Annotated in this window: 23 protein-coding genes and 1 riboswitch; of the genes, 13 read left to right on the forward strand and 10 right to left on the reverse strand. The window is 72.9% G+C overall.

Annotation, left to right across the window (positions count from 1 at the left end):
* Positions 1-14 precede the first annotated feature (14 nt).
* Positions 15-980 carry a 16S rRNA (cytosine(1402)-N(4))-methyltransferase RsmH gene (gene rsmH, locus ACFWRT_RS19565; RefSeq protein ID WP_380955662.1) on the reverse strand — a complete coding sequence of 322 codons (966 nt, stop codon included), beginning with the start codon at positions 978-980 and terminating at the stop codon, positions 15-17.
* Between the two features lie 435 nt (positions 981-1,415).
* Here rsmH and ACFWRT_RS19570 point away from each other — a divergent pair, with 435 nt between their 5' ends.
* The 4 genes from ACFWRT_RS19570 to ACFWRT_RS19585 all read left to right on the forward strand — a co-directional run bounded on the left by ACFWRT_RS19570 (position 1,416) and on the right by ACFWRT_RS19585 (position 7,040).
* Positions 1,416-1,979, forward strand: coding sequence for a beta-class carbonic anhydrase (locus tag ACFWRT_RS19570; RefSeq protein WP_380955663.1), 564 nt, complete (start codon positions 1,416-1,418; stop codon positions 1,977-1,979).
* 209 nt (positions 1,980-2,188) lie between these two features.
* Positions 2,189-3,244, forward strand: a complete 1,056-nt coding sequence (locus ACFWRT_RS19575; protein ID WP_380955667.1) for an AAA family ATPase — start codon at positions 2,189-2,191, stop codon at positions 3,242-3,244.
* Complete coding sequence (locus ACFWRT_RS19580) at positions 3,244-4,623, forward strand: DUF58 domain-containing protein (RefSeq protein ID WP_380955664.1); 1,380 nt, start codon at positions 3,244-3,246, stop codon at positions 4,621-4,623. Before ACFWRT_RS19575 ends, ACFWRT_RS19580 begins: the two co-directional genes overlap by 1 nt.
* Positions 4,620-7,040, forward strand: coding sequence for a transglutaminase TgpA family protein (locus ACFWRT_RS19585; RefSeq protein ID WP_380955666.1), 2,421 nt, complete (start codon positions 4,620-4,622; stop codon positions 7,038-7,040). Before ACFWRT_RS19580 ends, ACFWRT_RS19585 begins: the two co-directional genes overlap by 4 nt.
* Before the next feature lie 223 nt (positions 7,041-7,263).
* On the opposite strand, the gene ACFWRT_RS19590 is transcribed toward ACFWRT_RS19585, so the two are convergent.
* From ACFWRT_RS19590 to ACFWRT_RS19600, 3 genes are all read right to left on the reverse strand, one after another.
* Positions 7,264-7,671 (reverse strand): DUF3040 domain-containing protein, encoded by a 408-nt coding sequence (locus ACFWRT_RS19590; protein ID WP_380952619.1) that lies wholly within the window; start codon positions 7,669-7,671, stop codon positions 7,264-7,266.
* Between the two features lie 302 nt (positions 7,672-7,973).
* Positions 7,974-8,732 (reverse strand): class I SAM-dependent methyltransferase, encoded by a 759-nt coding sequence (locus ACFWRT_RS19595; protein WP_380952618.1) that lies wholly within the window; start codon positions 8,730-8,732, stop codon positions 7,974-7,976.
* A gap of 125 nt (positions 8,733-8,857) precedes the next feature.
* Positions 8,858-9,385 carry an SAV_6107 family HEPN domain-containing protein gene (locus tag ACFWRT_RS19600; protein WP_380952617.1) on the reverse strand — a complete coding sequence of 176 codons (528 nt, stop codon included), beginning with the start codon at positions 9,383-9,385 and terminating at the stop codon, positions 8,858-8,860.
* Between the two features lie 199 nt (positions 9,386-9,584).
* On the opposite strand from ACFWRT_RS19600, the gene ACFWRT_RS19605 reads away from it, so the two are divergent.
* From ACFWRT_RS19605 to ACFWRT_RS19625, 5 genes are all read left to right on the forward strand, one after another.
* Complete coding sequence (locus tag ACFWRT_RS19605; RefSeq protein ID WP_380952616.1) at positions 9,585-10,367, forward strand: ATP-binding cassette domain-containing protein; 783 nt, start codon at positions 9,585-9,587, stop codon at positions 10,365-10,367.
* Positions 10,339-12,435, forward strand: a complete 2,097-nt coding sequence (locus tag ACFWRT_RS19610) for a YhgE/Pip family protein (protein ID WP_380952615.1) — start codon at positions 10,339-10,341, stop codon at positions 12,433-12,435. Before ACFWRT_RS19605 ends, ACFWRT_RS19610 begins: the two co-directional genes overlap by 29 nt.
* A gap of 29 nt (positions 12,436-12,464) precedes the next feature.
* On the forward strand, positions 12,465-13,076 hold the full coding sequence (locus ACFWRT_RS19615; protein WP_018511982.1) for a TetR/AcrR family transcriptional regulator: 612 nt from the start codon (positions 12,465-12,467) through the stop codon (positions 13,074-13,076).
* Positions 13,077-13,440: 364 nt separating this feature from the next.
* A complete protein-coding gene (locus ACFWRT_RS19620; protein ID WP_380952614.1) occupies positions 13,441-14,058 on the forward strand; it encodes a DUF4126 domain-containing protein in 618 nt (205 codons plus the stop codon).
* 64 nt (positions 14,059-14,122) lie between these two features.
* Positions 14,123-15,625, forward strand: coding sequence for a phytoene desaturase family protein (locus ACFWRT_RS19625; RefSeq protein WP_380952613.1), 1,503 nt, complete (start codon positions 14,123-14,125; stop codon positions 15,623-15,625).
* A 40-nt stretch (positions 15,626-15,665) separates the two neighbouring features.
* On the opposite strand, the gene ACFWRT_RS19630 is transcribed toward ACFWRT_RS19625, so the two are convergent.
* From ACFWRT_RS19630 to ACFWRT_RS19655, 6 genes are all read right to left on the reverse strand, one after another.
* On the reverse strand, positions 15,666-16,640 hold the full coding sequence (locus ACFWRT_RS19630) for an SCO2102 family sporulation regulator (RefSeq protein ID WP_380952612.1): 975 nt from the start codon (positions 16,638-16,640) through the stop codon (positions 15,666-15,668).
* A 48-nt stretch (positions 16,641-16,688) separates the two neighbouring features.
* A complete protein-coding gene (metF, locus tag ACFWRT_RS19635) occupies positions 16,689-17,606 on the reverse strand; it encodes a methylenetetrahydrofolate reductase [NAD(P)H] (RefSeq protein WP_380952611.1) in 918 nt (305 codons plus the stop codon).
* 121 nt (positions 17,607-17,727) lie between these two features.
* Positions 17,728-18,378 carry a thiamine phosphate synthase gene (gene thiE / locus ACFWRT_RS19640; RefSeq protein ID WP_380952610.1) on the reverse strand — a complete coding sequence of 217 codons (651 nt, stop codon included), beginning with the start codon at positions 18,376-18,378 and terminating at the stop codon, positions 17,728-17,730.
* 80 nt (positions 18,379-18,458) lie between these two features.
* Entirely contained in the window at positions 18,459-18,824 is a 366-nt protein-coding gene (locus ACFWRT_RS19645) for an Rv2175c family DNA-binding protein (protein WP_326706291.1), read from the reverse strand.
* Between the two features lie 70 nt (positions 18,825-18,894).
* On the reverse strand, positions 18,895-20,139 hold the full coding sequence (locus ACFWRT_RS19650; RefSeq protein ID WP_380952609.1) for an NAD(P)/FAD-dependent oxidoreductase: 1,245 nt from the start codon (positions 20,137-20,139) through the stop codon (positions 18,895-18,897).
* Positions 20,140-20,168: 29 nt separating this feature from the next.
* Entirely contained in the window at positions 20,169-20,510 is a 342-nt protein-coding gene (locus ACFWRT_RS19655) for a hypothetical protein (protein ID WP_380952608.1), read from the reverse strand.
* Positions 20,511-20,562: 52 nt separating this feature from the next.
* Positions 20,563-20,675: riboswitch (TPP riboswitch) on the forward strand.
* Between ACFWRT_RS19655 and thiO the strand changes: the two genes are divergently transcribed.
* From thiO to pknB, 4 genes are all read left to right on the forward strand, one after another.
* Positions 20,673-21,881 carry a glycine oxidase ThiO gene (gene thiO / locus ACFWRT_RS19660; protein ID WP_380952607.1) on the forward strand — a complete coding sequence of 403 codons (1,209 nt, stop codon included), beginning with the start codon at positions 20,673-20,675 and terminating at the stop codon, positions 21,879-21,881. (Overlaps the previous riboswitch by 3 nt.)
* The gene (gene thiS, locus ACFWRT_RS19665) at positions 21,878-22,099 is read left to right on the forward strand and encodes a sulfur carrier protein ThiS (RefSeq protein ID WP_380952606.1); all 222 of its coding nucleotides are present in this window, start codon (positions 21,878-21,880) and stop codon (positions 22,097-22,099) included. The genes thiO and thiS overlap by 4 nt, the downstream gene beginning before the upstream one ends.
* A 56-nt stretch (positions 22,100-22,155) precedes the next feature.
* Positions 22,156-22,896 carry a thiazole synthase gene (locus ACFWRT_RS19670; protein WP_380952621.1) on the forward strand — a complete coding sequence of 247 codons (741 nt, stop codon included), beginning with the start codon at positions 22,156-22,158 and terminating at the stop codon, positions 22,894-22,896.
* 150 nt (positions 22,897-23,046) lie between these two features.
* Positions 23,047-24,975 (forward strand): Stk1 family PASTA domain-containing Ser/Thr kinase, encoded by a 1,929-nt coding sequence (gene pknB / locus ACFWRT_RS19675; RefSeq protein ID WP_380952605.1) that lies wholly within the window; start codon positions 23,047-23,049, stop codon positions 24,973-24,975.
* Position 24,976 lies beyond the last annotated feature (1 nt).

The following is a 24,976-nucleotide window of genomic DNA, read 5'->3' on the forward strand; positions in this document are numbered from 1 at the left end:
GCCCCCCGTGGTGCTCATCGCTCGTCCTCCCGGATGCGCTGGGCGCCGCGGAGCCGGGCGGGGGCGGCGCGCCGGTTCTCGGCGACCTCCTCCTCGGTGGGCAGTTCGGCGCCCCGGGTGAGCAGTTTCAGGCGGGGCTGGTAGCGCTCGGGGACGACGGGCAGGCCGGGCGGCGCGGTGTTGGCGGCGCCGGCGGCGAAGACCTGCTTCACCAGCCGGTCCTCCAGCGAGTGGTACGCGAGCACGGCGATCCGGCCGCCGACGGCGAGGCTCGCCACGGCCGCCGGGATGGCCTGCTCCAGAACGCTGAGCTCGCCGTTGACCTCGATGCGCAGGGCCTGGAAGGTCCGCTTGGCCGGGTTGCCGCCGGTGCGCTTGGCGGCCTGCGGCAGGGAGTCGCGGATCAGCTCGACGAGCCGGGCGCTGTTGCTGAACGGCTCCTTCTCGCGCTCGCGCACGACGGCGGAGACGATCCGCTTGGCCTGCTTCTCCTCGCCGTACGCGCGCAGGATCCGCACGAGTTCGCCGGGCGGGTAGGTGTTGAGAACCTCGGCGGCGCCGATCCCGGTCGTCTGGTCCATCCGCATGTCGAGCGGGGCGTCCTGGGCGTACGCGAAGCCGCGGTCGGCCTCGTCGAGCTGCATCGAGGAGACCCCGAGGTCGAACAGGATGCCCTGGACCGTGGGAACGCCGAGCCGGGCGAGGACCTCGGGGAGTTCGTCGTAGACGGCGTGGACGAGGGTGGCGCGGTCGCCGAAGCGGGCGAGCCGTTCACCGGAGAGCCGCAGGGCCTCCTTGTCCCGGTCCAGCGCGATCAGCCGGGCGGTGGGGAAGGCTTCGAGGAGCGCCTCGCTGTGGCCGCCGAGGCCGAGGGTGCAGTCGACGACCACGGGCTCGGGGTGGGCCGGGTCCTGGAGAGCCGGGGCCAACAGGTCCAGACACCTCTGGAGCATCACCGGGACGTGTCGGGTCTGGCTCAATGCGCCCTCTCAGGCTCTGTCCCGCGCGGCCGGTACATACGTCCTGGTCCCCGCCCGCTCCGAAGGGGAGGTCCGCCGGCGCCGGGGAAGGGGCGTCGGCCGACCGGGAGCGGGAGAGGGCCGGGCCGCACGTACGCCGCACATCACGGGGGAAAAACGGAATATGCGGGAGGTGCGGGTGTGCGGGGTGTGTCGAGTGGTGGTGGTACGGGTTCAGGGTGGTGACTTCGCGTTACTTTAGTCCACCCTGCCATTCGATCGATTCGCGATCAACGAACCGGGCAGCGAGTCGTCCCACCCGTCCGGATGCGGCGACGCCACCCGAACGGGCGCGTTTCCTGGTGCTTGTGGGTTAGCTCACAACAAGACGCGTTGACGTTCTTTGTCCGCTCTCACAGCCCACCCGGGCCAGGTGGGAAGGCTAACGTCGTAGCCATGTCGACTTCTGCTCACTCCCCCGCCGAGTCCATGACGTCCACCGCCGCGGCGGTCCGCGAGGGGGGCCAGGTCACCGATCAGCTGGTCGAGGCGAACTCCACGTACGCCAAGGGCTTCCGCGACCCCGGCATGGACGCCAAGCCGGTCCTCCAGGTCGCCATCGTCGCCTGCATGGACGCCCGTCTCGACCTCCACGCCGCGCTGGGTCTCGAACTCGGCGACTGCCACACCATCCGTAACGCGGGCGGTGTCGTCACCGACGACGTGATCCGCTCACTCACCATCAGCCAGCGGGCGCTCGGCACCCGCAGCATCGTCCTCATCCACCACACGGGCTGCGGCCTCGAATCGATCACCGAGGAGTTCCGGCAGGACCTGGAGCGCGAGGTCGGCCAGCGGCCGGTCTGGGCGGTCGAGGCCTACACGGACGCCGACCAGGACGTACGTCAGTCGATGCAGCGGGTGCGCACCTCGCCGTTCCTCCTGCACACCGACGACATCCGCGGTTTCGTCTTCGACGTGACCACGGGTCTGCTCCGCGAGATCCAGCCCGCTTCCTGATTCCCCGCCCGCCCGGCTCACCCCTGAAACACGGCAGAGACTGACAAATCGCACCCACTTATCCACAGGCAAGTGACACGAAGCGGTAACGGCAACAAGAATGCGTGGGTGACCTCCACCGGGCCTTCCGGAGGAGCGTCCGTATTTCGGGGTGGGCCGGGCGGGTACGTACGCCGTGGCCCATGCGCAAAAGGGACGAGGAGGGCCGGGTGACGACCTATGACGATCGAGCGAGCCTCACGGATCTGACCACCACAGCGGAGCGGGTGCGCAGGTCGGTGGAGGGTGTGATCGAGGGCAAGCCTGAGGTCGTACGGCTTTCGCTGACCGTGCTGCTCGCGGAGGGGCATCTCCTCATCGAGGATGTGCCCGGGGTCGGCAAGACGATGCTGGCCAAGGCGCTGGCGCGGTCCATCGACTGTTCGGTGCGGCGCATCCAGTTCACGCCGGACCTGCTGCCGTCGGACATCACCGGTGTGTCGATCTTCGACCAGCAGCGGCGCGACTTCGAGTTCAAGCCCGGTGCGATCTTCGCCCAGATCGTGATCGGCGACGAGATCAACCGCGCCTCGCCGAAGACGCAGTCGGCGCTGCTGGAGTCGATGGAGGAGCGCCAGGTCACCATCGACGGCAAGACGTACGAGCTCCCCGACCCCTTCATGGTGGTGGCCACCCAGAACCCGGTGGAGATGGAGGGCACCTACCCGCTGCCCGAGGCCCAGCGCGACCGCTTCATGGCCCGGGTCTCCATCGGCTATCCGAGCCCGGAGGCCGAGCTGCAGATGCTCGACGTGCACGGGGGCGTCTCCCCGCTGGACGACCTCCAGCCGGTGGCGCACGCCCACGACATCGTGAAGCTGATCGACGCGGTCCGTACGGTGCACGTCGCCGACGCCGTCCGGCGGTACGCGGTGGAGCTGGTCGGGGCCACCCGCAGCCACCCGGACCTCAGACTCGGCGCCTCGCCCCGCGCGACGCTGCACCTGCTGCGCGCCGCGAAGGCCTCGGCGGCCCTCAGCGGCCGCGACTACGCCCTCCCCGACGACGTCCAGGCCCTGGCCGCGCCCGTGCTCGCCCACCGGCTGCTGCCCACCGCCCAGGCCCAACTGAACCGCCGGACGGCGGAGCAGGTGGTGCTGGAGATCATCCAGCGCACCCCGGTCCCGACCTCGGCCGGTGGCGGCCCCGTGCCTCCGCCCCAGGGGGCGCACGACCCGGGCCGCCCGTTCTACGGTCAGCAGCAGCCCGGCACCCGGCGGCTGTGATGACGGCCGGCGAGCCCGGCGCCGTGCAGGACGGCTCCAGCAAGGGCGGACTGCGCGCGGCTTTCGGCGGGCTCACCACGCGGGGGCGCTCCTTCCTCGCCGCCGGGGTGGCCGCCGCCGTCTGCGCCTATGTCCTGGGCCAGGCCGACCTGCTGCGCGTCGGGCTGCTGCTGGCGGTGCTGCCCCTGGTCTGCGTGATCGTGCTCTACCGCACCCGCTACCGGGTGACGGGGACCCGGCGGCTGACGCCGTCCCGGGTGCCCACGGCCTCGGAGGCCCGGGTGCACCTGCGCATGGACAATGTGTCCCGGCTCCCCACGGGGCTGCTGATGCTCCAGGACCGCGTGCCGTACGTGCTCGGGCCGCGGCCCCGCTTCGTGCTGGACCGGGTGGAGGGCGGCGGCCGGCGCGAGGTGTCCTACCGGGTCCGTTCCGACCTGCGAGGCCGCTACCCGCTGGGCCCTCTGCAACTGCGGCTCAGCGACCCGTTCGGGATGTGCGAGCTGACCCGCTCCTTCAGCGCGTACGACACGCTCGTCGTCATCCCGCGCACCGTCCCGCTGCCCGCTCTGCGGCTCGCGGGCGAGGCCTCGGGGTACGGCGACGGGCGGCAGCGTTCACTCGCGCTGGCCGGCGAGGACGACATCATCCCGCGCGGCTACCGGCACGGCGACGACCTGCGCCGGGTCCACTGGCGCTCCACCGCCCGCTACGGCGAGCTGATGGTCCGCCGCGAGGAACAGCCGCAGCGCGCCCGCTGCACGGTGCTGCTGGACACGCGGCAGGTCGGGTACACGGGCGCCGGGCCCGACTCGGCGTTCGAGTGGGCGGTCTCGGGGGCGGCCTCCGCCCTGGTGCACATGCTGGAGCGCGGCTTCGCCGTACGGCTGCTCACGGACGACGGGAACGCGGTGCCCGGGGGCGGCTCCGACGGCTTCGCGGGCTCGACCCAGGAGTCGGCCGACTCGGCGGGCCTGATGCTGGACACGCTCGCGGTCGTCGACCACTCCGACGGCGGCGGGCTCTCGCGCGCCCACGACGTGCTGCGTGGCGGCAACGAAGGGCTGCTGATCGCGTTCTTCGGCGATCTCGACGAGGAGCAGACCTCGGTCGCGGCCCGGATGCGGCAGCGCACCGGCGCGGCGGTCGCCTTCGTCCTGGACAGCGCCCTCTGGTCCGGCGGCATGGAGATGCTCCTCGGCGCGCCCGAGCGGGCCGAGGAGCGGCTGCGGCAGTTGCGCGAGGCGGGCTGGATCGTGGTGCCCGTACCGCCCGGGGCCGAGCTGCCGGCGCTGTGGCAGCTCGCGGGCCAGATGCGCACCGACACCCAGTCCGCCGGCAACGGCGGTTCGACAGGTTTCCCGGGGGGATGGTCATGAGCGGGCGGGCCCGGCTGGCGCTGTGCGCCTTTGCGGCGACACTCCTGGCGTCGGGGGCCCTGCTCCCGCTGGTGGAGGGGTCCGGCTGGCTCGTGCAGGCGGCCCTGCTGCTCGGGGTCCAGGGCGGGGTGGGCGCGCTCGCCCGCCGGGTTCCGCTGGCCCGGTCGCTGACGATCGCCTCCCAGACGCTGGTGACCCTGCTGCTGCTGACCGTGGTCTTCGCGCGGGACCAGGCCGTGTTCGGCGTGCTCCCCGGCCCGCAGGCCGTCGTACGCCTCGGTGAGCTGCTGGTGGCGGGCGGCGAGGACATCGGTACGTACGCCATCCCGGCCCCGATGACCGAAGGCATCCGGCTGATGGTGGTCGGCGGGGTGGTGCTGATCGGGCTGGCGGTGGACGCCCTGGCGGTGACCTTCCGCAGCGCGGCCCCGGCCGGACTGCCGCTGCTCGCCCTGTACTCGGTCGCCGCCGGACTCGGTGACGGCGGGACGGGGTGGCTCTGGTTCCTGCTGGCGGCCTGCGGCTATCTGCTGCTCCTGCTGGCGGAGGGCCGCGACCGGCTCTCCCAGTGGGGGCGGGTCTTCGGCGGTGCCAACCGGTCGCCGGGAGGCCTGTCGGACGGCCTGTCCGGCCGGGGCGGCGGTGCGTCCGCACCGGTCCGTACCGGACGGCGCATCGGAGTGCTGGCGCTGGGCATCGCCCTGGTGGTCCCGCTCGCCCTGCCCGCCCTGGACAGCGGTCTGCTGGGCGGCCGGGGCGGCGGAAACGGCAAGGGCAGCGGTGGCGGCACCATCACCGCGGTGAACCCGCTGGTGTCGCTCAAGGACAACCTCAACCAGCCGGACAACCGGGAGGTGATGACGTACCGCACCAACGCCGAGGACCCACGCGACCTCTATCTGCGGATCATCTCCCTGGACGAGTTCAACGGCAGCGAGTGGCGCTCCTCGACCCGCCGTCTGACGGATGTGCCGGACCGCCTCCCGCAGCCCCCCGGTCTGGGCCGGGACGTCGCCGTCACCGAGATCCGGACGAACATCTCCTCCTCGCCCTCGTACCAGCAGAACTATCTGCCGCTCCCCTACCCGGCGAGCGAGGTGGCGATCGAGGGCCGCTGGCGGTACGAGCCGGAGGGCCGCACGCTCATCGGCGACGACGGGCAGAACACCGGCGGCGCGCAGTACGAGGCGTCCAGCCTGATCGTCGAGCCGACGGCGGCGCAGCTCGCGGCGGCCGGGCCGCCGCCGCAGAAGCTGCGCAGCGAGTACACCCAGGTTCCCGACTCGCTGCCGGACGTGGTGGCGGAGGAGGCCGAGAAGATCACCGAAGGCTCGGCCAACGCCTACGAGCGGGCCGTGAAGCTGCAGAGCTGGTTCGCTTCCGAGGGCGGCTTCACGTACAACACCTCGGTCAGTTCGGGGACGGGTTCCTCGGCCATAGCGCGGTTCCTCCGGGACAAGGAGGGATTCTGCATCCACTTCTCGTTCACGATGGCCGCGATGGCCCGGACTCTCGACATCCCGGCCCGGGTCGCGGTGGGCTTCACCCCGGGCGCCGTCCAGAGCGACGGCTCGTACTCGGTCGGGCTGCGGGACGCGCACGCCTGGCCCGAGCTGTACTTCGAGGGCGTCGGATGGACCCGCTTCGAGCCCACCCCCAGCCGGGGGTCGGCCCCGGCGTACACCCTGCCGGAGGCCCCCACCGGCGGTGCGACCGCTCCGGCGGAGCCGTCGGCCGGTGCCTCCACCGCCCCGTCGGCGGTCCCGTCCGCCCCGGAAAGCTGCTCGCCGCAGATGCGCCGACAGGGTGAGTGCGGTCTGTCCGCCGCGCCCGGTCCGACGTCCCCGACCGACGAGGGCACCCCGGCCGGCACGGTCGCGCTGGTCGTCCTCGGTGCGCTCCTGGTCCTGCTGCTGCCCCTGCTGCCGCTGCTCTGGCGGATCCGGGTGAGAAACCGGCGGCTCGGTTCCGGGGGGCGTACGCCCGCGGACGCGGCGGCCAGGGTGCTGGCCGCCTGGCAGGAGATCACCGACTGCGCCTGGGACCACGGCATCGCGCCGGACGAGTCGCTGACGCCCCGGAAGGCGGCGGCCCGGATCGTGCGGCTGGGCGGGCTCGACACCATGGCGGCCGAGGCCGTGCACCGGATCGCGGGCGCGGTGGAACAAGTGCTGTACGCCCCCGAGCCGCGCCCGGCGGCCGGTCTGACCGAGGACGCGCTGGCGGTACGGGCGGGGCTGGAGGCCAACGCCGGCCGGGGCGCACGGCTGCGGGCGAGGCTGGCACCCCGATCGGCCGTCCGGGTGGTGTGGGCGGTCTCGGACCGGTGGGCGGCGCTCGTCCAGCGGTGGACGGACCGTCCGGGGCGGGGCCGCTGGACGGCCCGGTGGCGCAGGCTGTCACGCCAGCACGGCTGAAGCGGGGGCGGGGCCTGGCCAGGACCGCGTGATCCTGGCCCGCCCCGCTCCGTCGGCCCGCCCGTGCACCCGTCCGTCCGTCGCACAGAATTCATGCGACAACGGCTGAGGGGCGGCCGCAGAAATGCGGCCGCCCCTCAGCCATCAGTGTCGTGCGTCGTGCCCGAGCACGACCCGGCCCGCCCCGCCCCGCCATGAGCTTCGGGGCCGGACCGGAAGATTCTTACTGGCCCTGCTCGTCGCGGCGGCGCTGCCACCGCTGCTCGATGCGGTTCATCACCGACCGGCGTTGTCTGGGTCGTCGGCGCGAGCCGCCGTCCCCGCCGTCCGCGGCGGCCTGCTGCTGTTGTTCACCGGGCTTCGGCGCCTTGCGCCATCCGGTGACCGCGAGCACGGCACAGCCGAGCATGACGAGGAACCCCACCACGCTGATCCAGATCTGCTGGGCGACCATTCCGGCCATGAGGAGCGCGATACCCACCAGGAAGCCAGCGACCGCCTGGTAGACCCTTTTACGGGTGTACGTACGCAGCCCGCTTCCCTCGAGCGCTGTCGCGAACTTGGGATCTTCGGCGTACAGCGCTCGCTCCATCTGCTCGAGCATGCGCTGCTCGTGCTCCGAGAGCGGCACGGGATCCTCCTCGTCGTCGGCCGCGGGGGCGACCGGTATGCGGCCCTTCCAGGATAGGCAGGGATTCGCCCCCGTGAAACCCGCCCTCTAGCGTTCAGCCAGTCCGGACCGCTGTGTCGGCTCGGCTGCTGAGGCGTAGATTCCCCGACGACCGATCCGTCATGCCGGATGGTGTCACCCGATCATACGGGGCTCCGGCCCGCTACGGGGGTCCCGAGTCCGACTCCGTGCGCAGCTTCGTTGCTGATCAGCCCCGTACCGGCCCTCGCGGGGGCTTCCGGGGGCCGGTCCGGGCGGCTGGTTCAGGGGCGCTTCTCGCCGAGAACGTGCAGCTGGGTCGCGACGGAGTGGAAGGCCGGCAGCTCCGCGACGGCGGCTTCGAGCTTGAGGAGCGCGTCCACGGCGCCGGGCTCGGTGTCCACCAGGACGCCCGGTACGAGGTCGGCGAAGACCCGCACCCCGTGCACGGCGCCGACCTCCAGGCCGGCGCCCGAGACCAGCTCGGTGAGCTGCTCGGCGGTGAAGCGGCGGGGCACCGGGTCGCCCTCGCCCCAGCGGCCCGCCGGGTCGGTGAGTGCCTGCCGGGCCTCGGTGAAGTGGCCGGCCAGCGCGCGGGCCAGGACGGCCCCGCCCAGGCCCGCGGCGAGCAGGCTGAGGGCGCCGGAGGGGCGCAGGGCCGCCACCGCGTTCCGTACGCCCTCGGCGGGGTCGTCGACGTACTCCAGGACGCCGTGGCAGAGCACCGCGTCGAAGCCGCCGCGCTCCACGACGTCGAACAGGCCGAGGATGTCGCCCTGGACGCCCCGGACGCGGTCGGCGACCCCGGCCTCGGCGGCGCGGCGCTCCAGCGCGAAGAGCGCGTTGGGGCTGGGGTCGACGACGGTGACGTGGTGGCCGAGCCGGGCGGCGGGCACCGCGAAGTTGCCGGTGCCGCCGCCGGTGTCCAGGACATCCAGGGCGTCCCGGCCGGCCGCCTTGACCTGACGGTCCAGAGCGTCCTTCAGGACCTCCCAGACCACGGCGGTACGGAGGGAGGCGCGGGGGCGCAGCTGGTCCGACACGGCAGATGACTCCTCGGCACGGTGCCGCCTGGGACGGCGGAGCGTGAACAGTGCAGGTGGTGATGTGAGCGTTGCCCACCCTATGGCCTCGCACCGCCGTCCCGGTCATCCGGCACCGGCCCGTCTCACCCCGTGGCCGGCCTCCCCGTCCTCGGCTGCGGGAGCACCGGCTGGAGGACCAGCAGCCGCTCCACCAGGCGCAGGAACTGGGCGGCGTCCCGCAGCAGGTCGTCCGCGTCCCGGTCGTCGGCGGCGCCGGGCATGCCCGCCTCCGCGCGGGCCCGGCGGGGCGCTCCGGAGGCGAAGAGGTCGCTCCAGTCGGTCAGCTCCGGGGCTGTCTCCGGGAGGACCTCCCACACGCTCCGGATGCGGTCGCGGTTGCGCTTGTTCGTCTCGGGGCGGCCACGGGCTGCCAGCACGGCGGCCGCCGTGCGCAGGGCCGCGAGGTGGGCGGTGGCGTAGCGCTCGTTCGGTTCGTGGAGCACGGCGGCCTCGTCCAGGCCGGTGCGGGCCTTGGCGAGCAGGTCGAGGGCGGCGGGCGGTGCCGTGGTGCGGCGCAGCACGGGGTGCACATCGTCGGCGGGACCGGTCAGTGAGGGTGCAGGGCTGCCTGCGCGGCGCCGCGGGGCGGCGGCTGCGGACGAGCTGGCCATGACGAACCTCCTGTCGTCGTGTGACGGCTCCGTGGCCGTATGTGTCCATGGTTGCGGTTACCACTGACAATCGGTCAGAAACCTTCCCTGACCTGCCGTTTTGCTTCGAGCGCGAGTTCGGGATAACTTTTTGAACTGACTGGTCAGTTCAAATCGAGAGCGGCCGGGACGGATCACGGACGAGATCAGGGGAGGGTCTGTGGAGAGCCCGCACGGCGCCGCAGTCGGCGCCGAGGACTTCGGACTCAAGGGGCCGCGCGGCTGGGTCTTCCGCCACGTGGGGTTCAGCGCGCCGCCGGGGGCGCTCGTCGCCGTCGAGGGGCCCTCCGGCTCCGGGCGCACCTGCCTTCTGCTCGCTCTGACCGGCCGCATGCGCGCCACCGAGGGCAGCGCGCGGACCGGCGGACTCGAACTGCCCCGCAAGGCGGCCGCCGTCCGCAGGATCGCGGCCCTCGGCCCGGTGCCCGGCGTCAGCGAGCTGGACCCCGCCTTCACCGTCGCCGAGCACCTGCGCGAACGGGCCCTGCTCCAGGGCCGTTACGGGGCCTCCCTGCGCACCCTGCTCCGCCCGCGCGCCGAGCGCCGGGCCACCGCCCGGGCCCGGATCGACACGGCCCTCGAAGCCGCGGGGCTCGACCCCGCCACCCTGCCGAAGGCCGAGCGGACCTCCGTACGGGACCTGGAGCGGCTCGAAGCGCTGCGGCTCTCCGTCGCCCTGGCGCTCATCGGCACCCCGCGGCTGCTCGCGCTGGACGACGCCGACCTGAAGCTCGCCCCCGCCGAACGCGCCGACGCCTGGGCGCTGCTGCGGTCCGTGGCCGATTCCGGCACCACCGTGCTCGCCGTGTGCAGCGAGGCCCCCGAGGACGCCCAGGTCGTCCGCACCACGCCCGCCGCCGAAGAGGCCCCGGCCGCACCCACCACCGAAGAGACCGAAAAGGAGGAGAGCGCCGATGCGATCGCCGAAACTGGCCGCGCTTGAGCTGAGGCGGTTCCGCAGGGGGAAGCTGCCGGCCGCCGCACTGGTCGCCCTGCTGCTCCTGCCGCTGCTCTACGGCGCCCTGTACCTGTTCTCGTTCTGGGACCCGTACGGGAATCTCGACAAGCTGCCCGTCGCCCTGGTCGACAACGACAAGGGGGCTACGAACGACGGCAAGCGCGTCGAGGCGGGGGACGAGATCAGCGACAAGCTCCTCGACTCCAAGGTGTTCGCGTGGCATGAGGTGAGTTCCGCGGAGGCGGAGAAGGGCGTCGAGGACGGGACGTACTACCTCTCGCTGACGATGCCGGCCGACTTCAGTAAGAAGATCGCGTCCAGCGGCGGGAACTCCCCCGAGACGGGCGCGCTCCAGGTGCGGACGAACGACGCCAACAACTACATCGTCGGGCAGATCTCCAAGACCGTCTTCGGCGAGGTGCGCAACGCCGCCTCCACCAACGCCTCAAGGGGCTTCCTGGACCGCATCTTCGTCAACTTCTCCGATCTGCACGACAAGACGGCCGACGCGGCCAAGGGCGCCGACGAGCTCAAGGGCGGGATATCGAAGGCGAGGAAGGGCTCCAAGGACCTCGCGGACGGCCTCAAGGACTCCAAGGCGGGCAGCGAGCGGCTCTCCGACGGGATCGTCAAGTTGAACACCGGTGCGGGCGAAGTCGCCTCCGGTGCCCGTCAGGTGGCCGACGGCACCCAGGCCCTGGCCGACAAGGTCAACAGCGCCGCCGGCCGGGCCCGCCCCTTCTTCACGTTCTTCAAGGAGAACGGGAAGAGCGTCGGAGACGCCGCCCGCCTGGCCGCCGACGGGGCGAAGACCGCGCGCGAGGACCTCGGCAAGCTGGTGGCCGCCGCCCCGGGGGCGGCCGCCGACGCCCGCACCGCCGCCGACGAACTCGGCGAGGTGTACCGCACCCGGTGCGAGGAGGCGGACGAGCCCGACACGGCGTCCTGCCCCGCGTTGAAGAAGGCCGGCGAGGCGGCCTCCGACGCCGCCACGACGGCCGCCGACGTGAGCAAGCTGGTCAGCAGCCAGAACGGTGAGCTGAAGGCGCTCAGCAGCCACCTGGCCGCCTTCCAGGAGCAGGCCGAGAACCTGGCGAAGCGCGCGCCGACCCTGGAGTCCGACCTGGAGAAGGCCGTCAAGGACGTCAACGCCCTCAACACCGGCGCCCAGAAGGTCGCCAAGGGCGCGGTCGCGCTGCACACCGGCCTCGGCAACGCCCGTACCGGCTCGGCCGATCTGGACACCGGCATGGGCAAGCTCAAGACGGGGGCCGAGAACCTCGACGGCGGGCTGTTCCGGCTCGGCGACGGCTCGACCGAGCTCGCCCAGGGACTGCACGACGGCGCGGAGAAGATCCCGGACTACGGGAAGAAGGACCGCGACGCCCGGACCGACGTCATGGCCGACCCGGTGAAGCTGGCCTCCAAGTCCCTTCACGCGGCACCCAACTACGGCACCGGCTTCGCCCCGTACTTCATCCCGCTCTCCCTCTGGGTCGGCGCGATGGTCGCTTACATGATCATCCAACCGCTCAACAAGCGGGCGCTCTCCACCGGCGCCTCCGCCTGGCGGATCGCCTTCGCCGGCTGGCTGCCGGTCGCCGCCATCGGCATCCTCCAGGTCGGCGCCCTGATGGCCGTCCTGCACTGGGGCCTCGGTCTGGAGATGGCGCGCTCGGCCGGGACGATCGCCTTCCTGGCCCTGGTGACCTGCTGCTTCGGCGCGATCGTGCAGTGGCTCAACGCCTGCTTCGGCGCGGCGGGACGCATCCTGGTGCTGGTCGTGCTGACGCTCCAACTGACCTCGGCCGGGGGTACGTACCCCGTCCAGACCAGCCCCGGCTTCTTCGGCGCGATCCACCCGTACCTGCCCATGACGTACGTCGTCGAGGGGCTGCGCAGGCTCATCACCGGCGGCCCCCTCGGCCCGGTCTGGCTGGGCTGCGCGGTGCTGGCCGCCTTCACCGTCGGCGCCCTCGCCCTCACCGCCTGGACCGCCCGCCGCAAGCAGGTGTGGAGCCTGAGCCGGCTGCACCCGGAGCTGAGCCTGTGAGCGCACCGGAAGCTGGGAGAATCGGCCTCATGGAAAGCAGTGGCACCACGCGCCGCCAGGCCACCCGGCAGAGGCTCTACGAGGCGGCGGTGACCCTCATCGCCGAGCAGGGCTTCTCCGCCACCACCGTCGACGAGATCGCCGAGCGGGCCGGGGTCGCCAAGGGCACGGTCTATTACAACTTCAAGAGCAAGACCGAACTGTTCGAGGAGCTGCTCCGGCACGGCGTCGGGCTGCTCACCGCCTCACTGCGGGCCGCCGCCGAGGAGTCGGAGGAGCGCGGCGGCACCCGGGTCGAGGCACTGGACGCGATGATCCGGGCCGGCCTGGCCTTCATCGACCGCTACCCGGCCTTCACCCAGCTGTACGTGGCCGAGCTCTGGCGCACCAACCGCGCCTGGCAGTCCACGCTGCTGGTGGTGCGGCAGGAGGCCGTCGCGGTGGTGGAGGACGTGCTCCGCGAGGCGGTGCGCAGCGGTGAGCTGAGCGAGGAGATCGACATCCCGCTGACGGCCGCGGCGCTGGTCGGGATGGTTCTGGTGGCGGCGCTGGACTGGCAGGCGTTCCAGCCGGAGCGGTCGATCGACGAGGTCCACTCGGCGCTGTCCCTGCTGCTGCACGGGCGGGTCAGCGGGCACTGAGACCCTGAGGGCACAGCCCCGTACAACACGAAGACGCCGGCCGGCGCAGTTCGCATCCCCCTGCGAACCCCACCGGGCCGGCGTCTTCCGTGCATCCGTCCGACCCGTCCCCCGTGACCCCGTATGTCCCCCGTGGCCCCCGGGTCCTGACGTCGTGCACCCCCGTTCCGTCAGGGGCCGCGCCCGGTCCGCCGCCCCGTGTCGGCGGTCCGGGCGCCGCGCCCCTTCCGTGGTCACCACTCTTCCGTCCCCGCAGGTCCGGGCCTATCCGCGCACCTACTCATCTCGCTCCCTGAGTACGGGTACTCAGGGCTGCGCACCCGACCCCAGCCCGTTGTCGGACCGGGTCGTTACGATCTCCCCCGTGTCCGTAATCCCCCTGGTGTTCACAAGTGGCTGGGCGAGCGGGATCAACGCCTATGCGGTGGTCCTGTTGCTCGGCGTCTTCGGCGCGACCGGCGTCTCCGACGAGGTGCCCGCCGCGTTACAGCGCACCGACGTCCTGATCGTGGCCGGTGTGCTCTTCCTCTGCGAGGTGGTGGCCGACAAGATCCCTTACGTGGACTCGGTCTGGGACACCGCGCACACCGTGATCCGCCCGGTGGCGGGGGCGGTGATCGCCGCGCTGCTCGCCGGGGAGAGCGGTTCGCTGCCGGAGCTGGCGGCCGGTGCGATCGGCGGGTCGACGGCGCTGATGAGCCATCTGGTGAAGGCCGGCACCAGGATGGCGGTCAACACCTCCCCGGAGCCCTTCAGCAACATCGTGGTGAGCATCGCCGAGGACCTCGGGGTCGCCGGGGTCGTCACGTTCGCCATATTCAACCCGGTGGCGGCGGCGATCATCGCCGCGGTGCTGCTGGTGCTCGGGATCGTCATAGTGATCTTCCTGGCCTCGCGGATCCGCCGCTTCCTGCGCCGCCGGGCCCAGCGCCGCGAGGAGAAACGGCTGGCCGGCGCGGAAGGGTCCTGGCCGCCCGGCTGAGCCGGACGCGGTGGGGCCCGGCCTCCCGGCCGAGGTGTCGGTGGCGGTCGATAAAGTCACCGGCATGGCACGAATTGCGGTGATCGGCGCCGGGACGGGCGCCATGGCGGCGGCCGCCCGGCTGGCCGTCGCGGGCGACAAGGTGACGGTGTACGAGCGGTCCGCGAGCTACGGCGGCTCGCTCGGCCGCCATGAGCACGAGGGCTTCGTCTTCGACACCGGAGCCGGGCTGCTGCATCTGCCCGCCGTCCAGCGGGACCTCTTCGTCAAGACCGGCAAGGAGTCCCTGGAGCAGTGCGTCACGCTGACCCAGGTCGACCCGGCCGGCCGTCACCTCTTCGCCGACGGCACGGCGGTGTGCCTGCCCAACGCCTCCCGCGCCGGAGTGGCCTCCGCCCTGGACGCGGCGCTCGGAGCCGGTGCCGGGGAGCGGTGGACCGGGTTCCTGGAGCGGGCCCGGGACGCCTGGGACCGGTCGCGGCGGCCGCTGCTGGAGGAGCCGCTGCGGGCGGACCACCAGGTGCTGGGCCGCGACCCGTATCCCGCCCTGAAGCAGCGGCGGTTGCTGCGCACCCGGCAGGCGGCCACCGTGGCGGAGATCGGCGCCTGGGAGCTGGCGGACGCACGGCTGGCCGCCCTGCTCGACGGGTACGCCCTGTCGTACGGCCTCGACCCGCGCACCGCCCCCGCGAGCGCCGCGCTGCTGCCGTACATGGAGCAGACCTTCGGGAGCTGGTACGTGATGGGCGGGATGCGGGAGCTGGCCCGGGCGGTGTACGAGCGGTGTGTGGCCCGGCGGGTGGAGTTCGTCTTCGGGGCCGACGTGGTCCGGGTGGTGGAGAAGGACGGCCGGGCGGCGGGCGTGGAGCTGGCGGGCGGTGAGGTGGCCGAGGCGGACCGGGTGGTGCTGGGGGTGCGGCCGCACGCGGGGCTGGTGCCGGGCGGGCAGATGTGGGGCGCGGACGATGTGACGGTCCGGGCGGGCTCGGTTCCGGGGCGGTTCGTGGTGCTGCTGTCGCTGCGCGGAGGCCGGGAGGCGGACGCCGTACACCGGACGGTGGTGCACAGCGCCGACGCGGCGGCGGAGCAGGAGGCGGTGTTCGGGGGCCGGGTCGCCGCGCACCCGACGGTGACGGTGCTGCGCCCCGACGACCCGGCGACCCGCCCGGACGACGCGCACGAGGCGGTGACGCTGAGCGCGGTGGTGGCCCCGCAGGGCGCGGTGGAGTGGACGGACCCGGCGGTGCGGCAGCGGTTCGCGGACGTGCTGGTGGAGCGGGCGGGGGCGGCCGTGCCCGGGCTGCGGGAGCGGATCCTGCACACGGAGGTCCGTACGCCGGCGGAGACCGAGGCGCAGACGGGGGCCGAGGGCGGTGCGGTGCCGCCGCCGGCGCTGGCCGGGGCGCGGGGCGCGTATCTGCACCCCGGCAACCTCACCCGGCTGCCGGGGCTCTATCTGGCGGGCGGCTGGTCGCACCCGGGCGGCGGGCTCGCACACGCCGGGATGTCGGGGACGCTGGTGGCCGGGCTCGTGGTGGAGGGCGACGGATTCCGCGGCTCGCAGTAGGGGCCGCGGGGGCGCGCCCGCCCGCCCGTGGCGGCCCGGCTCAGTAGCGGTACTGCTCGTTCTGGCCGGTGTCGTAGCCGTTGCCGTTGCCCTGGCCGTACGGGGCGGGCTGCTCGGGGGGCATCGGCGGGTACTGCTCGGCGTCGCGCTGCTGCGGGACCCAGACGCCGCCGGGCGGGGTGTCCGTCGTGTACGCGTCCGTGCCGTAGCTCTGGGCGTAGGGGTCGGCGTAACCCTGCTGGCCGCCCTGGCTGTCGTAGCCGGTGCCGCCGTTCCCGTAGGCGTCGTAACCGGCGTAGGGGGCCGTCCCGTTGGTGGTGCCGATGTACGGGTCGGAGTAGGCGGCGTAGCTCTGCCGGCCGGTCGTCCCGTAGTCGTACGGGCCCGTGTAGGTGTCCTGGGCCTGCTGCGGGTCGTAGCCGGTGTACGGGTCGTACGCGGCGAACTGCGGCTGGCCCTGGCCCGCCGGGTCCGGCTCGTACCCGTGCTGGTCCTGGCCGTCGGCGCCGTTCGGCCCGTAGCCCGAGTCGCTGTACACGCCGTACTGGCCGGTGTCCTCGGGCAGCGGCTGCGGCTCGTACACCGAGGTGACGGAGGTGGGGTCGTCGGACGCGGTGGCCGGGGCCCCGGCGTTGTGGCCGAAGGAGTCGAAGGCCGGTTCGGCGGCGGGGTCCGTGACCTCCAGGCCGGAGACCTCCAGCGTGGGCTCCTTGGCTGCCGCGCGCTCGCCGCCGCCCCGGCGACGGCGGCTCTCGCCCGGGCTGCCGCCTATGGCCCAGCCGGTGGAGAAGCCGCGCCGGAAGGAGAGCGTCACATAGGTCTGGCCGGTGGCGAAGGCGAGGGTGCCGACGACGATGACCGGGACGGAGGCGAGCAGGACCCCCATGACGACGCCGAGGAAGCCGCCGAAGGCGAGGAGCCGCCAGCGCAGCCGCGCCTTGTACTGCAGCAGCACCTCACCGAGCAGCCACAGTGCCACCAAGCCGAATGCGATGTAGAGGACCGTCCAGCCCACGCCCGCCCCCTCCTGCGGCCGCAGCCGCTCGGGGGCGGGTACGGCCGGTCACGACTGCTTGTGCAGTCCGAGATTCTCGTAGATTTCGAGCGTTGCCGTCGAGTTGTTGAGCGTGATGAAGTGCAGCCCGGGCACACCCTCGGACAGCAGATTCGCGCAGAACTCCGTTGCGAACTCGATACCGATGGAGCGTACAGCGGCCGGATCGTCCTTGACCGCGAGGATCCGCTCTTTCAGCGGCTCCGGGACGGTCGCGTTGCTGAGCTGGGAGAATCTTTCCAGTTGCTTCACACTCGTGAGCGGCATGACCTCGGGAATCACCGGCGTATCGCAACCGGCCGCGACCACCCGGTCACGCATCCGGAGATAGTCCTCCGGGCGGAAGAACATCTGGGTGATCGCGTAGTCGGCCCCGGCCCGGCACTTGTCGACGAAATGCCCGATGTCGGTCTCCCAGTCGGAGGAGCGCGGGTGCATCTCGGGGAACGCGGCGACGCCCACGCAGAAGTCGCCGGACTCCTTGATGAGGCGGACGAGGTCGGCCGCGTACTTCACGCCCTGCGGGTGCTCGACCCACTCCCCCATGGGGTCGCCGGGCGGGTCGCCGCGGACCGCGAGGATGTTCCTGATCCCGGCGTCGGCGTACTGGCCGATCATGTTGCGCAGCTCGGCGACCGAGTGGCTGACCGCGGTGAGGTGGGCGACCGGGGTGAGTGTGGAGTCGGCGGCGATCTGCTGGGTCGCCCGCACGGTTCCGGCCCGGGTGGAGCCGCCGGCCCCGTAGGTCACCGAGACGAAGCTCGGGCGCACCGCCTCGATCCGGCGCAGCGCGTTCCAGAGGTTGCGCTCGCCCTTCTCGGTCTTGGGCGCCCAGAACTCGAAGGAGTACGAGGTCTTGCCGGTCGCGAGAAGGTCACGCACCGTGCGTGCGTGGTCCGTCCTGGTGGAAGCTGTCCCAAGGGCCATAGGGCGAGGTTAACCAGGGGGTGGACACTCCCCCAACCAGAGCGGCCGAGATTGTCTCGTTTTGCCGGTTTGCCGTCCACCCCTTGGGACGGAGGTGGATCGGAGACCTCGTAGGAGCTGATCAGAGGGTGTGTGCCCGGACCCGCTTCGCCAGCTCGGCGGTGGCGGCCGCCGGGTCGTCCGCCGCGGTGATCGCCCGGACGACGACGATGCGGCGGGCGCCCGCCTCCAGCACCTCGTCCAGGTTGCCCGCGTCGATCCCGCCGATCGCGAACCAGGGGCGCGGCTGCGCCAGGGAGGCGGCGTACCGCACGAGGCCGAGGCCCGGGGCGTGCCGGCCTGGCTTGGTGGGGGTGGGCCAGCAGGGGCCGGTGCAGAAGTAGTCCACGCCGTCCTGGGCGACGGCGGCGTCGACCTCGGACTCGGCGTGCGTGGAGCGGCCGATCAGCCGGTCGGAGCCGATGATCGCGCGGGCGGCGGGCACGGGCAGGTCACCCTGGCCCAGGTGCAGGACGTCGGCGCCGATGGCGTGGGCGACGTCGGCGCGGTCGTTGACGGCGAGGAGCGTGCCGTGGCGCCGGCAGGCTTCGGCGAGGACCGCGAGGTGCTCCAGCTCCTCGGCGGCCTCCAGGCCCTTGTCCCGGAGCTGGACGATGTCGACGCCGCTGGAGAGCACGGCGTCCAGGAAGGCCGGGAGGTCACCCTGGCGCTTGCGGGCGTCCGTGCAGAGGTAGAGCCGGGCGTCGGACAACTGCTCGCGAGGCGTGGGCATGGTGGAGTCCCCCCGTGGTCGTGGCGGGGCACGGGCCCGCGCTCAGCGCGGGGCCCGTACGCCGCTTCCGGTCGTGTCGGTCAGACGGCGAGCGCCTGGGCTCGGCGCTTCACCTCCGTACCGCGATTCTCGCTCAGCGCCTGGGCGGGGGTGCCGGGCAGGGTCGGGTCGGGAGTGAAGAGCCACTCCAGCATCTCTTCGTCGGAGTAGCCGTCGTCCCTCAGGAGGGTCAGGGTGCCGGAGAGGCCCTTGACCACCTTGTCGCCGTCGATGAAGGCGGCGGGCACCTGAAGCGTGCGCTTCTCACCACGGCGTACGGCGATGAGCTGGCCCTCCTTGACCAACTGCCGTACACGCGTCACCTCGACATCGAGCTTTTCCGCGATGTCGGGGAGGTGGAGCCAGGCGGGGACGAGAGCATCGGTCTTTGCGTCAATCTCGGTCACAAGGACAAGCGTGCCATCCCGCACTGACAGCCGGTAGCCGGGCCGACCGTACGGGGGTCGGCCCGGGGGGTCACAGGGCGGTGGACTTCAGCGGTACGGCGGGGTCGGCGACCCGCTCGGGGTCGAGGGCGGCCCCCGATTCGATGAGCTTGCGGCCCTGGGCGAGGTCGCGCGGGCGGCCCACCGCGAGGACGGCGACCAGGGCCCCGGCCTTCATCCAGCACACCGACCAGGTGGCCTCGGCGCCGTCGCCGCGCCAGAGGAGGGTGTCGGCGTGGGCGTGGTGGCCGGCGTACTGCACGAAGCGGCCGAACTGCTCGGACCAGAAGTACGGGACGGGGTCGTGGACCGGGAGCGGCTCACCGCTCTCGGCGGCGAGGATCGCGGCGGCGGCGGTGCGCGGGCCCTGGAGGGCGTTGTCCCAGTGGTGGATCAGCAGGCGTTCGCCGTAGCGGGCGGAGGGGAAGGAGGCGCAGTCGCCGACCGCGTACACATCGGGCAGCGAGGTGCGCAGCGCGCTGTCGGCGGTGACCGAGCCGTCCGGGCCGCGTTCGATCCCGGATCCGGCGAGCCAGCCGGTGGCGGGGCGGGCGCCGATGCCGACGACCACGGCCCCGGCGGGCAGCGTCCGGCCGTCCGCGAGGGTCACCGTGCCCTCTTCGACGCGCTCGACCCGGGCGTCGGTGAGGAGTTCGGCGCCGCTCTCCGCGTACCAGTCGGCCATCGGTGCGGCGACCTCTGCGGGCATGGTTCCGGCCAGCGGGCGGGCGGCGGCCTCCACGACGGTGACCGCGCAGCCGGCGGCGCGGGCGGCGGTGGCGAACTCGGCGCCGATCCACCCCGCCCCGACGACGACCACGTCGTGCTGCTCCTCCAGGACCGGCCGCAACCGGGCGGCGTCGTCCAGGGTGCGCAGCAGATGGACTCCGGGGACGCCCTCGGTGCCGGGCAGGGCGATGGGCTCGGCGCCGGTCGCCAGGACCAGGACGTCGTAGGGGACAGGGCCGTCCGCCGTGTCCAGGACGTGGTCGGCGGCGCGCAGGGCGGTGACGTCCAGGCCGAGGCGCAGCGTGATGTCCAGCGCCTCGAAGTCGACGTCGAAGGCGGAGTCCTCGGCCTTGCCCAGGAGCACCGCCTTGGACAGCGGCGGCCGGTCGTAGGGCTGGTGGGGTTCGGCGCCGATCAGGGTGACGGGGCCGGTGAAGCCGGCTTCCCGCAGGGCGACGGCGGTCTGCACGCCCGCCATGCCCGCTCCGACGATCACGACGTTCCTTGTGCGCTCTCGCGCCGCGTGGTGTTCCGTCTGCTCGCTCACGTGTACCACTCTATTCAGCTGACGCGACGTCAATGGGTGACTTCCTCCACCACGCTCGTCCCGCTGCCTTCCTGTGACTCCCATTCCCAGCGCTCCTCCAGCCGCACCCGGCCGTCCGGGAGGTCGGTGACGGTGGAGCGGCAGTGTCCGGAAGAGGTCGTTCCGTCCTGCTTGAGCTGGACGTAGCGGAAGTCGAGGGCGTCCCCCTCGCGGGTGCCGACGAGATGGCCGCGGACCACGTCACCGCCTGCGTAATCGGCCCAGATCGTGCCCTCCCGCTCGTGGTACGTGAAGCGGGTACGGGTGCCGACCTGGCCGGGGGCCTGGTCGGCGACGGGTGAGAGGACGAGTCCGTCGAGCGAACGGGCCACGGTGGCTGCTCCCTTGCCGGGCGGAAGGCGGGTGGGTTTAGGCTGGCAAAGGTAGAACACTCGCGGGAGCCCGGACGCACCGGGCTGAGAGGGAGGCTGGAGCGCCTCCGACCGTAAGAACCTGATCCGGGTCATGCCGGCGAAGGGAGGGGCTGGACACCCATGCGCGTCTCGGGGAAGACCTCCGGAAGTCCGGGGGAGACATCGGGGTCCGATGTCCTCGTCATCGGGGGCGGCGTCATCGGCCTGGTCACGGCGTGGCGGGCGGCCCAGCGCGGGCTGATCGTCACCGTGGCCGATCCCGGTCCGGGCGGCGGCGCCGCCCAGGTCGCGGCGGGCATGCTGGCCGCCGTCACCGAACTGCACTACGGCGAGGAGATGCTCCTCGGCCTCAACCTCGCCTCCGCCGCGCGCTATCCGGAGTTCGTCGCGGAGCTGGAGGCGGCGAGCGGCCGGGAGACCGGCTTCCGTACCTGCGGGACGCTGGCCGTCGCGCTGGACTCCGACGACCGGGCCCATCTGCGCGAACTGCACGCGCTGCAGGAGCGTTCGGGCCTGGAGTCGGTCTGGCTGAGCGGCCGTGAGTGCCGCCGGCTGGAGCCGATGCTCGCGCCGGGCGTACGGGGTGGGCTGCGGGTGGACGGTGACCACCAGGTGGATCCACGCCGGCTCGCCGCCGCGCTGCTGGCCGCGTGCGAGCGGGCGGGGGTGGTGTTCCGCAGGGCTTCCGCCGAGCGGCTCACCGTCAGCGGGGGCCGGGCGGCCGGAGCGCTGCTCGGTGATGGTACGGAGGTCGGGGCCGACCAGGTCGTCCTGGCGGCGGGCAGCCTCAGCGGGCGGCTCGCGGGGCTGCCGGAGGAGGTCGTGCCGCCGGTCCGCCCGGTCAAGGGCCAGGTCCTGCGGCTCACCGTGCCACCGGCGTACGCCCCCTTCCTCAGCCGGACCGTGCGCGCCGTCGTCCGGGGCGGCCACCTCTATCTCGTACCGCGTGAGAACGGCGAGCTGGTCGTCGGCGCCACCAGCGAGGAGATGGGCTGGGACACCACGGTCACCGCCGGCGGGGTCTACGAGCTGCTGCGCGACGCCCACGAGCTGGTGCCCGGCATCACCGAGCTGCCGCTCACCGAGACCCGGGCCGGGCTGCGCCCAGCCTCCCCCGACAACGCCCCGCTGCTCGGCCCGACCGCGCTGCCCGGCCTCCTCCTCGCCACCGGGCACCACCGCAACGGCGTCCTGCTGACGCCCGTCACCGGCGACGCGCTGGCCGAGGCGCTGACCACCGGCGAGCTGCCCGAGGTGGCCCGCCCCTTCACGCCGGGCCGGTTCACGTCCGCCGGCGCCGCCCCCGTACTCCAGGAGCAGCCCGTATGAGCACGCTGAGCCCGCCCGTATCGGTATCGGTCAACGGGGAGCCGCGCGTCCTCGACGCGGACACCGCGCTGGACCGCCTCGTCGCCACCCTGACCACCGCGCCCTCCGGCGTCGCCGCCGCCGTCAACGAGTGCGTCGTGCCGCGCGGGCAGTGGGCCGCCACCACGCTCGGCGAGGGCGACCGCGTCGAGGTCCTGACCGCCGTGCAGGGAGGCTGACGGTGTCCGACGACGTCTTCACCCTGGGACCGGCCACCTTCGGCTCCCGGCTGATCATGGGCACCGGCGGGGCACCGAGCCTGGAGGTGCTGGAGCGGTCGCTGATCGCCTCCGGCACCGAGCTGACCACCGTCGCCATGCGCCGGCTCGACCCGACCGTGCAGGGCTCCGTTCTCTCCGTGCTGGAGCGGCTCTCCATCCAGGTGCTGCCGAACACGGCGGGCTGCTTCACTGCCGGTGAGGCGGTGCTGACCGCGCGGCTGGCCCGGGAGGCGCTCGGCACCGACTGGGTCAAGCTGGAGGTGGTGGCCGACGAGCGGACGCTGCTGCCGGACCCGATCGAGCTGCTGGACGCTGCGGAGATCCTGGTCGACGACGGGTTCACCGTGCTGCCGTACACGAGTGACGACCCGGTCCTGGCCCGGAAGCTGGAGGATGTGGGGTGCGCGGCGATCATGCCGCTCGGCTCCCCCATCGGCTCCGGGCTCGGCATCCGCAACCCGCACAACTTCGAGCTGATCGTGGAGCGGGCCGGGGTGCCGGTGATCCTGGACGCGGGGGCCGGGACGGCGTCGGACGCGGCGCTGGCGATGGAGCTGGGGTGCGCGGCGGTGATGCTCGCCTCGGCGGTGACCCGGGCGCAGGAGCCGGAGCTGATGGCCGCGGCGATGCGGCATGCGGTGGACGGGGGGCGGCTGGCGTACCGGGCGGGGCGGATCCCGCGCCGCCACTTCGCCGAGGCTTCGTCGCCGGTGGACGGGCGGGCGGTGCTGGATCCGGAGCGGCCGGCGTTCTGAGCGACGTTTCGTGGTCGGGGGCGCTGCCCCCGAACCCCCGCTCCTCAAACGCCGGAGGGGCTTGAATCGCACGTCACAGGTCGGTAAGGGAACGGCCCCGGGAGTGCCCGTCCCGTCCGGGGTGTCGGTGGCGGCTCGTAGACTCTCAAGGTGGACACGACCCTCCAGGACCCTCTCGTCGGGCAACTGCTCGACGGCCGGTATCGCATTGAGGCGCGCATCGCCGTCGGCGGGATGGCCACGGTCTACCGGGCCGTGGACACCCGCCTGGACCGGGTGCTCGCCCTCAAGGTGATGCACCCGGCGCTCGCCGTCGACGTCGCCTTCGTCGAGCGGTTCATCCGCGAGGCCAAGTCGGTGGCCCGGCTCGCCCACCCCAACGTCGTCGCGGTCTTCGACCAGGGCGCCCAGGGCGCGTACGTCTACCTCGCGATGGAGTATGTGGCGGGCTGCACCCTGCGCGACGTGCTGCGTGAGCGCGGTGCCCTCCAGCCCCGGGCCGCGCTGGACATCCTGGAGCCGGTCCTCGCCGCGCTCGGCGCCGCGCACCGGGCCGGGTTCGTACACCGCGACATGAAGCCGGAGAACGTCCTGATAGGGGACGACGGCCGGGTGAAGGTCGCCGACTTCGGACTGGTCAGGGCGGTCGGCACGGCCACCGACACCACCGGTTCGCTGCTGGGCACGGTGTCGTATCTGGCGCCCGAGCAGATCGAGTACGGCACCGCCGACACCCGCAGTGACGTGTACGCCTGCGGGGTCGTGCTGTACGAGATGCTGACCGGCGCCAAGCCGCATACCGGTGAGCATGCCGCCCAGGTCATCTACCAGCACCTCAACACCGACGTCCCGGCCCCGTCCGCCCTCGTGCCGGGGCTCCCCGTCGCGCTGGACAGCCTGGTGGCGAGCGCGACCGCCCGCAATCCCGAGGTACGCCCGTACGACGCGGTCCTGCTGCTGGCCGAGGCCCGGGAGGCCCGTGCCGGGCTGACCGAGGCCGAGCTGGACGCCGTACCGCCGCAGGCGCTGTCGGACACGCACGACGGCGCTCAGGACCGTACGAGCGTGATCCCGCGGGCCCTTCCGGTGGACGGGGCCGGGGGCGGCGTGCACCGCACCAGCCGGCTGGAGATGCCGCCGCCGGTCGCCCCGCCCCGGCGCCGGGCCGCCCGGCGCGGCCCGTTCGGCGGACCGCACCGCAAGCTGATCACGATCATCACCGCCGTCCTGCTGACACTCGGCGTCGGGGCGGGCGTCTGGTACATCAACTCGGGACAGTTCACCCAGGTCCCCTCGCTGCTCGGCCAGACCCAGAAGGTGGCGGAGCAGCGGCTCTCGGACGAGGGGCTCGGCCTGAAGGGCGTGGAGCGGGTCTTCAGCGACACCGTCGAGCGGGGCTCGGTGGTCGGCAGCGACCCCGCGTCCGGCGACCGGATCCGGGGCAACGGCTCGGTGAAGCTCGTCGTCTCGCGCGGTCCGGAGATCGTCCGGGTCCCCGATGTCGCGGGCTCCTCCCTCGCGGACGCCCGGCGCTCCCTGAAGAAGGTGGGCCTGGTCCCCGGCATGGTGACCAGGGAGTTCAGCGAGGAGGTGGCGCGCGGTGAGGTGATCCGTACGGAGCCCCGCGCGGGCACCGACCGGAACCCTGACACGGCCGTGGCCCTGGTCGTCAGCAAGGGCAGTCCCGTCGACGTACCGGACGTCACCGGCCTCTCGGCCGAGGACGCCACCGCCGAGTTGGAGGGCGAGGGGCTGAAGGTGGAGGTGCTGCCCGGCCGGGTCCACTCCGCCGAGGCCGACGGGGACATCGCCGAGCAGTCCCCCGGCGCGGGCACCGAGGCGGCGGAGGGCGACACGGTCGAGCTGACCGTCTCCAAGGGCCCCCGGATGCTGGACGTCCCCGACGTCACCGGGCGGGACGTCGACGAGGCCCGGGCCACCCTGGAGGAGGCGGGCTTCGAGGTGAAGGTCGACCGGCCGTTCCTCTCCTTCAGCGACACGATCGCGCGCCAGTCCGTGGACGGCGGCGAGCAGGCTCCCGAAGGCTCCACCATCACGATCAGGACCAAGGGGCTCTAGA

It is taken from the genome of Streptomyces cyaneofuscatus (assembly GCF_042718795.1).
Taxonomy (GTDB): domain Bacteria; phylum Actinomycetota; class Actinomycetes; order Streptomycetales; family Streptomycetaceae; genus Streptomyces; species Streptomyces cyaneofuscatus_A.

Coding starts and splice junctions, on each gene's coding strand:
- ACFWRT_RS19580 (WP_380955664.1), top strand. CDS start 3,244: ATGACGGCCGGCGAGCCCGGCGCCGTGCAGGACGGCTCCAGCAAGGGC.
- ACFWRT_RS19625 (WP_380952613.1), top strand. CDS start 14,123: ATGGCACGAATTGCGGTGATCGGCGCCGGGACGGGCGCCATGGCGGCG.
- ACFWRT_RS19585 (WP_380955666.1), top strand. CDS start 4,620: ATGAGCGGGCGGGCCCGGCTGGCGCTGTGCGCCTTTGCGGCGACACTC.
- ACFWRT_RS19600 (WP_380952617.1), bottom strand. CDS start 9,385: ATGGCCAGCTCGTCCGCAGCCGCCGCCCCGCGGCGCCGCGCAGGCAGC.
- thiS (WP_380952606.1), top strand. CDS start 21,878: ATGAGCACGCTGAGCCCGCCCGTATCGGTATCGGTCAACGGGGAGCCG.
- ACFWRT_RS19615 (WP_018511982.1), top strand. CDS start 12,465: ATGGAAAGCAGTGGCACCACGCGCCGCCAGGCCACCCGGCAGAGGCTC.
- ACFWRT_RS19610 (WP_380952615.1), top strand. CDS start 10,339: ATGCGATCGCCGAAACTGGCCGCGCTTGAGCTGAGGCGGTTCCGCAGG.
- thiE (WP_380952610.1), bottom strand. CDS start 18,378: ATGCCCACGCCTCGCGAGCAGTTGTCCGACGCCCGGCTCTACCTCTGC.
- ACFWRT_RS19670 (WP_380952621.1), top strand. CDS start 22,156: ATGGGCACCGGCGGGGCACCGAGCCTGGAGGTGCTGGAGCGGTCGCTG.
- thiO (WP_380952607.1), top strand. CDS start 20,673: ATGCGCGTCTCGGGGAAGACCTCCGGAAGTCCGGGGGAGACATCGGGG.
- ACFWRT_RS19570 (WP_380955663.1), top strand. CDS start 1,416: ATGTCGACTTCTGCTCACTCCCCCGCCGAGTCCATGACGTCCACCGCC.
- metF (WP_380952611.1), bottom strand. CDS start 17,606: ATGGCCCTTGGGACAGCTTCCACCAGGACGGACCACGCACGCACGGTG.